Below are 7,287 nucleotides of genomic sequence, written 5' to 3'. Positions count from 1 at the left end.
AGATGGACCACTCGCAGATGGACCACTCGCAGATGGACCACTCGCAGATGGACCACTCGCAGATGGACCACTCGCAGATGGACCACTCGCAGATGGACCACTCGCAGATGGACCACTCGCAGATGGACCACTCGCAGATGGACCACTCGCAGATGGACCACTCGCAGAGGGACCACGGCGGCCGAGCCTTGCCGCGGACGCCGATCCCGGTGTTGACCGATGCCGATCGCGCGGCCGCGGTGGCGCCGGCGCATCCGCATGCCATGCACGACGATGGCGTGAACCGTTACGTCCTGCTGGACCGGCTGGAGGCTTGGGACGCCGCGCCAGGCACCGGCCTTGCGTGGGAAGCGCAGGGCTGGATCGGCACCGACCTGGATCGCCTGTGGGTGCGCAGCATGGGCGAGCGCACTGGCGGGCGCCTGGCGTCGGCCGATGTCGAACTGCTCTACGGGCGCAGCGTGTCGCGCTGGTGGGACGTGGTGGCCGGGCTGCGCCATGACACCGCGCCCGGTCCTGCGCAGGACTGGCTGGCCCTCGGCGTCATGGGCCTGGCGCCTTACCGCTTCGAGGTGCAGGCCACGGTGTATCTTGGCAAAGCGGGCCAGGCCGAGGCGCGGCTGGAGGCCGAGTACGACGTGCTGCTGACCAATCGCCTGATCCTGCAGCCTGCGGTGGAGCTCAGCCTGCAGGCCAGGGATGATGCCAGGCGTGGTGTCGCCTCGGGCATCAGCACCGCCGAAGCGGGCTTACGGCTGCGGTATGAGTTCAAGCGTCGCTTCGCCCCTTACGTGGGCATCGTGCATGAGCGCAGTTTCGGTCGTACCGCCGAGCTGCGCGAAGTGGCCGGCGAGCGGGCGCGCCAGACCCGTTGGGTCGCAGGCGTGCGGGTGTGGTTCTGACCATCAGCGGAGCGCTGCGAAGAAGGCCTCCGCCCAACAGGAGAAAGCAAGATGCAAAAGACCTGGATGTTGTTGATCGTGACCGCCATGCCGCTGGGGGCTTTCGCTCAAGCGCCAGGCGCGCATGTCCATCGTGGCCATGACGGCCATGCCGCACACTCGGCCGCCGAAGCCACCACGTCGCTGCCGGAAGTGGTGGTACACAAGGATCCGAACTGTGGCTGCTGCAATGGCTGGATCAGGCATCTGCAGCAGGCCGGGTTCAAGGTCACCGCGAAGGACGAAACGGACATGGCCGCAGTCAAGCAACGCTTGGGTGTGCCATCGTCGAAGCAGTCCTGCCACACCGCCGAGATCGGGGGCTATGTGGTGGAGGGCCACGTGCCGGCCGAACACATCAAGCACCTGCTGGCCGCCAGGCCCAAGGCGCGTGGTCTGGTATTGCCTGGGATGCCCATCGGCTCGCCGGGGATGGAAGCGCCGGATGGGCGCGTGGACGCCTACACGGTCGAGCTGCTTGCCGGAGATGGCGGGACCAAGCCTTTCGCGCGATGACGGTGAGTGGGGACCTGTGGGAGCGGCTCTAGGTGGCCTCGGGCCACTAGCCGGGAAGGGCTTTGCCGGTAGAGCCTCTTCGCGGCTGAAGCCGCTCCCACAAAAGCCGCTCCTACAGAATTCATTTGCTCAAGAGCCGCTCCCACTGGAGCTCTTCCCACTAACGCTGCATCTGTTGGATCGGCCGACTCACGCCGGCTTTTCCTCGGCGATGATCCTGGCCACCTCGGCTTCCAGCAGCTCCGGGTGCAGGACGAACTGGTCGCTTTCCAGCAGTTCGCGCCCGCGGGCGCTGATCTCCACGCGATTGACGTTCAGGTAGCTGTCGTCGCGGAACAGTTCGATGTAGCTGTCCAGCACGCCGGTCAGCGTGCCTTGCGCGGTGTCAGGCGCGGCCAGGATCAGCTGCAGGCCCAGCGAGCGCAGGTAGTCGGTGATGGCGCGGGCGTTCTGGGCGTCGATCTTGTCGCCGAACTCGTCCAGCAGGATCACGCCCAGCCCGCTGCTGTCGGTGACCTTCTTGCCGTAGGCCGAGGCCAGCGAGGCGCCGGCGATCACGTACAGCGGTGCGCGGTGTTCGCCGCCGGAGCCGGACTTCATGCGCTTGCTCAGCGTGCCGACCTCGCGCTCGTCCTGCTTGATGATGACCTCGAAGCGATAGAACAGGCGGTAGTCGTCCAACGGTGAAGGGCCGGTGCGCCCACGCGACTCGGCGCCGCCGTCGATGATGTCGCGGAACACCGCCGGCAGCTCGCCCACGTTTCCGAACAGCGTGTCCTCGCTGCCGACATCGCCCACGCGCAGGATGAAGGCATGTAGTTCCTTCAGTTCCGGCACGATCTCGTGGCGGAACTGGTAGCGCTCGTTGTTGGAGAACACCGGGCTGCGGCGCAGCGTGGCGTTGAGGGCGTTGATCTGCTGCCTGAGGCGGGTGAAGTTGTCGTACAGGGTGGAGGCCACATTGGTGCGGAAGGTGTTGACCGCGATGCGGTAGGCCTCCTCGGCACGGGCCTGGTGCTCGACCAGTTCGGTCTCGCGCAGCCGCTTGAGTTCGCCATCGACCAGGGTCGCCGATTCGCGCCACTGGTCGCTGCTCAGCTCCAGGCGCAGGTGATAGTGCGCCGCATAGGTGGTCAGCCCGGCCCAGGCCTGGGGCAGGGCGGAAGCAAGCCGGTCGCGCGCGGTCTGGGCGCGCTTCTCGCACTGGGCGATGCGCGCTTCCAGGGTCTCGTGGGCCTCGTCCAGTTCCTGCCGGGCCTCGTCGACCACGTGCGGGTCGGCATCGGGATGACGGCTGGCCTGGCGCGCTTCCTCGTGGATCAGCTGCGCGCGGGCCTGCACGTTGGCCAGGGCCTTGTCCGCGCCCTGCTGGCGTGCCGCGGCCGCGCCGATGGCCTGGTTGGCCTTGCCGATGGCCGCCTCCAAGGCGGAGAGCCGCCCCTGGCATTCATCGCGACGCTGGCTCAGGTGCATCAGGTCCGGTGAGGCATCGGCGGCATGCTCCATCCGCTGCCGGCGCAGGTCGGCGGTGGTTTCCTCCAGCTGCAGGGCCAGGGCGTGGAGTCGGTCGGCCACCGCATCGGCCTGACGCAGCGCGCTGAAGGCGGCGGTGTGCTGCTCCAGCGCATCCAGCTCCTGCTTGAGGCGGCGGGCATCGGTGCCGTAGCGCTGCAGCTCGCGGTCGATGCGCTGGCGGCGCTCGCGCGATTCGGCCGCGCCGATCTTGAGCTCGTCGCTGCCGGGCAGGCGCCGGCGCTCGATGCTGCCGCCCTTGGTGAGGAAGCCGTCCTGGGTCAGCGCCGAGCGGGTGGCGATGGCCTCCTTCTCGGTGCTCACGCGCTTGAGCTCGCCCAGCTGCATGCGCAGGTAGTCCACCGCATCGGCGTTGTCGCCCTCCACCAGCACGGCCACGCTGTCGCGCGCCGTGCTGACGCGGGCGCGACGAGCCTGCGAGGCCAGCGCCAGCTTCACGCCGTACACCGCCTGCGGTCCACGCAGGCTGCGATAGACGCGCATGGCGTCCTCTTCCTGGTCCGGCGCGATCAGCAGCGCCTCGACATGGCGCCGCAGATAGGCCTCGACGGCCGGCTGCCAGTCCGGATCGACGATCCGCACCAGGTCGCACACCGGCGTGGCCTCGATGCCGGCATCGGCCAGGTAGTCGCGCAGGCGGCTGACGTCCGGATGCAGCTCGGCCTTGCCGGCGCTGGCGCGCTGCTGGTTGTTGCGCGCGGTGCGCTCGGCCTGCTGCGCCTCGCCCAGCTGGTTGCGCAGCGATTGCAGTTGGCCGGTCACGGCCTGGTGCAGGGGCGCCAGCGAGGACAGGCTGTCATGGGCCACGCCGCGCAGGGTTTCAGCCGGGTCGGGCAGCGCGGCGTCGTCCGCGCGTGCCTGCAGCGCGGACTGCAGCGCCAGCCACGGCGAAAGCGCGTCCTGCAGCTGGGGGTGATGGGCCTCCAGCGCGGGGATGCGGCCAATGCCGGTCAGCGCGCCCTGCACGCGCTTGATCTCGCCCTCCAGCTGGCGCGCGGTGTGGGTCACCGCCGCTTCGCTCTGGCGCAGGGCCGTGCCCCAGGCCGCCTGCTGGCCATAACCGGGCATCTGTTGCAGGCGTTGCGCGGCCGCTTCCAGGTCCTGGCCGGCGCGGTGGCGCTCGGAGGTCAGGCGCTGGATCTCGCGCTGGCAGGCTTCGGCCGCCTCGCGCGCCGCTTCCAGTTCCTGCTCGGCCTCGTACTCCTCCTCGCCATGGCGCTCGACCAAATACGTGGCGCTCAAGGCGCGATAGGATGCGGCCCGAACGGCGTGACGGGCCACGGCCTTGTAGGCGTGTTCGACTTCCTCGGCCGTGCCGATGCGCGCCACCACCTCATCGATGGTCTCCTTGATCTGGCCGAAGCCCTCCATCAGGGTGCGGAACTTGGCGATGTCGGTGGGCCGGTCCTCGGCGATGCGCGTGCGCACAAACAGGTCCACATCATCCACGCGCTGCAGGTTCAGCGCGTTCTGGAAGGACTTGCGATAGGCCACCGGATCGGCATACGCCGTGCCCGGGCGCAGGCGCTTGAGCAGGTCGTCGACGAAGCGGCCTGGCGCGGCGGGCAGCACCAGGCTGCCACCGGCCTGCTTGCAGGCGGCATTGGCCATGCTCTTGAAGGCCGGCCACGCCAGCGGGACCTGCTGGCCGTTGGCGCCGCGTTCCAGGTGCGCATCCAGCGTAAGCGCCACCTCCGGCAGCAGGTACCAGCCATGCACGCGATGGTCCGGCTCGCGCAGGGAGGCGCCCAGGGCGATGCCGGCGGTCAGCGCCGTGCCGCTCTGGCTGTCGCGGAAGACCAGGCTCAGATACGTGGTGGCGGTCTCGCGCGCACGTCCGTCCTCGCCCTCGCGGAAGATGCCCAGGCAGTAGTCGCGGATGCTGCGCGCGCGGTGCTTGCCGCCGGCCTGGGCGTTGAAATGCAGCTGGCCGCCATCGGCGCCGAGCATGACGATCTGCAGCGCATCCAGGATCGCGCTCTTGCCCGCGCCGTTGGGCGCGATGATCGCGGTGGTGCGGTCGAACTCCAGGGTGGTGGCGTCGAACAGGAAGAACTGAACCAGGTGGGCGCGTTCAAGCAGATACATCGGGGTTTCCTTCTACGCGATCGTCGTCGCCGGCGGCTTCGGCGCTAGCGTCCATGTCCAGCTCGTCCACGGCATGCTGGTCCAGGCGCTGCAGCCATTGTTCGCCCAGCACCTCGACGATGGCCGGGCGGATCAGCACGGTGAACGGCTGCGGGTCCTCGGCGTCGGTGTCCTCGGTGCGGGCAATGCCCCAGCGCTTGAGCTGGCCCAGCAGGGTGCGCAGGGTGCCCACGTCGGGCAGGGCGCGGCCGGTCAGGCCCTGGTAGTGCTCCTGCAGGTCAGCCAGTTCCACCATCACCTCGCCGTGGTCGGCCACCTCGCCGCGGCGCATGCCCTGGTCGTAGAGCCGGCGCAGCACCAGCGCCAGCAGGGTCTCGGCCAGGGTCACCACGGCACCGGCGCCATGCATGGGCAGGGCCACGACGTAGCGATGATGCGGGTTGCGCTCCAGCTGCACACCGAAGGGCTTGAGCGCCTCGGCGAAATCGGCCAGGTAGCTCTCCACCAGCGCGTACGCCACGCGCGAGCCGCGGTCGCTGCTGTAGAGCACCTGCTCGGTGATCAGCCGGTAAGCGGCCTGTTCGAAGTCGGCAGGCTGGTAGAGCCCATTGGATTGCTGGCTCAGGGTGGACCAGGAGCGCTTCATGCGGCTTTGCCTTGGCGATGGACGATGAAACGGGGCACGGCCAGGTGGCCGTTGTCCGTGCGGGTGTCGGGCAGCAGTTCCACGCGAAAGCCCTTGAGCATGTTGCGCAGCGGGTCGCCCGGGCGCAGCACGCCGGCCTTGCCGCCGCGGATGCCGAGCGTGAGCAGGGTCTGGAACGCGCGCAGGTCGGCGATGGTCTGAATCGGCAGCGCGGCGCTGTCCACGCTGCCGGCCTGCAGGTGCTTGCCGACATAGCGTTGCAGGTCCTCGGGCAGCACCAGGCGCGCGCGCTTCATCTGACGCAGCAGCGACATGCGCGCGAGCTGCTCGGGCGTGGCGATGCGTTCGGGATTGGCGCTGCGCTCGATCTGCGCGCTCAGCTGGCGCGGCGGGCGCAGCCGGCCTTCGTGCAGCAGGCCGCCCGGTGCGACCGGCAGGCGCAGCACGCCTTCGGGCGCGGCCAGCACGGCGCGGATGGCGCGGTCGACGAGGACGTCGAGCTTGTCCGGCGCGCGCAGCCGATAGTCGAGAAAGGCCACCGCACGCCGGTTGGCCAGGCGGATGTCCGCTTCCAGCCGGTCCAGGTACTCGTCGATGCGGTCGATCTCCTCCAGCCGGCGCAAGGCCCGCTGCAGGCGCAGTTCGGCGCGCGCCTCGTCGCCGTCGGTCAGGCGCTGCCGGTACCAGTCGCGCAGGCGGTCGCGGATCTGGCTGTGGGCGATCTCGTGGACCATCGCCAGGATGCTGGCGCGGCGGGCCAGGGGATGGTCGGCGCTGTGCAGGTCGGCGTAGTCGCCCACGAACAGCTTGCTGACATAACGCTCGAACAGGGCACGGGCGAAGCTGGCGGTGGATTCCTCGCGGGCCAGCTCGGTCATCACCTCGCGCACCTGCACGCTGGTGGCGGCCACGAAGGAGAGCAGCTGGCGGGCCTGGTCGGCGGCCTCGTCCAGGGTGTCGCCCTCGGCGTGGCCGGCCACCACCTGCTGCAGCTGCAGCTCGATGGACTTGACCTTGGCGCCCAGGAAGGCCGGGCCGCGCTCGATGAACTCGGTCAGCATGCCCAGCAGGCGCGCGACCATCGGCGGCATGGACACCATCTCGCGCGCGCCGATGCGCTCCTGGCGCAGCCAGCCGGCGGTGCGGAAGCGCTCGTACAGGGCGTTGGCCCGCGCCGGCAGCGAGGCTTCCGGGGCCTCGCCTTCCTCCGCCTCCCAGGGGTCGTCGGTCAGCAGGAAACGCTCCAGGTCGGCCACGATCTCCCTGCGCAGGAAGCCCACGCTGGGCGGCAGCGGCGCGTCAGGGCCGAAGCGGTCCTGGTACAGCTGGTACAGCAGCCGCCAGTGGTGGCGCCGGTTGGGCGAGGCCAGCGGGCCGAACAGCCCGTCCGGCACCTGCGAGAACAGGGCCGGGATGTCGCGCGGATCGTCGGCCATCTAGCGGCGTCCGGCCGCGATTGGCATCGAAGATGAGAGGTGCGGCAACGACGACGGCATGGGCGGTGCGTGGATCCTGGGTCTGGCGGGAAGGCAGCTGCGATACCGCTGCCTGGGTCGATGGCGC

At 69.6% G+C, this 7,287-nt stretch carries 5 protein-coding genes; 2 read left to right on the top strand and 3 right to left on the bottom strand.

Annotated features, from left to right (window positions below; genetic code table 11):
• Nucleotides 1–902, top strand: a 902-nt coding sequence (locus EPA99_RS05825; RefSeq protein ID WP_164978584.1) for a copper resistance protein B, incomplete at its 5' end; no start/stop codon positions are given.
• Nucleotides 903–953: 51 nt separating this feature from the next.
• Nucleotides 954–1,457 (top strand): DUF411 domain-containing protein, encoded by a 504-nt coding sequence (locus EPA99_RS05820; protein WP_206733697.1) that lies wholly within the window; start codon nt 954–956, stop codon nt 1,455–1,457.
• A gap of 189 nt (nt 1,458–1,646) precedes the next feature.
• On the opposite strand, the gene EPA99_RS05815 is transcribed toward EPA99_RS05820, so the two are convergent.
• From EPA99_RS05815 to EPA99_RS05805, 3 genes are read right to left on the bottom strand one after another with little or no spacing between them, the layout of a single operon-like run.
• Nucleotides 1,647–5,078 (bottom strand): SbcC/MukB-like Walker B domain-containing protein, encoded by a 3,432-nt coding sequence (locus tag EPA99_RS05815; RefSeq protein WP_129470245.1) that lies wholly within the window; start codon nt 5,076–5,078, stop codon nt 1,647–1,649.
• A complete protein-coding gene (locus EPA99_RS05810) occupies nt 5,065–5,724 on the bottom strand; it encodes a DUF4194 domain-containing protein (protein ID WP_129470244.1) in 660 nt (219 codons plus the stop codon). The genes EPA99_RS05815 and EPA99_RS05810 overlap by 14 nt, the downstream gene beginning before the upstream one ends.
• Nucleotides 5,721–7,160: a Wadjet anti-phage system protein JetA family protein gene (locus EPA99_RS05805; RefSeq protein ID WP_129470243.1), complete on the bottom strand. Its 1,440-nt coding sequence runs from the start codon at nt 7,158–7,160 to the stop codon at nt 5,721–5,723. The genes EPA99_RS05810 and EPA99_RS05805 overlap by 4 nt, the downstream gene beginning before the upstream one ends.
• Between the last annotated feature and the right edge of the window lie 127 nt (nt 7,161–7,287).

The organism is Pseudoxanthomonas composti, assembly GCF_004122095.1.
Classification (GTDB): Bacteria; Pseudomonadota; Gammaproteobacteria; order Xanthomonadales; family Xanthomonadaceae; genus Pseudoxanthomonas_A; species Pseudoxanthomonas_A composti.
This window is presented reverse-complemented; position numbering and strand designations above follow the sequence as displayed.

What these genes read in the sequence shown, in the direction of transcription:
- EPA99_RS05820 (WP_206733697.1), top strand. Translation starts at nt 954, where the DNA reads ATGCAAAAGACCTGGATGTTGTTGATCGTGACCGCCATGCCGCTGGGG.
- EPA99_RS05815 (WP_129470245.1), bottom strand. Translation starts at nt 5,078, where the DNA reads ATGTATCTGCTTGAACGCGCCCACCTGGTTCAGTTCTTCCTGTTCGAC.
- EPA99_RS05810 (WP_129470244.1), bottom strand. Translation starts at nt 5,724, where the DNA reads ATGAAGCGCTCCTGGTCCACCCTGAGCCAGCAATCCAATGGGCTCTAC.
- EPA99_RS05805 (WP_129470243.1), bottom strand. Translation starts at nt 7,160, where the DNA reads ATGGCCGACGATCCGCGCGACATCCCGGCCCTGTTCTCGCAGGTGCCG.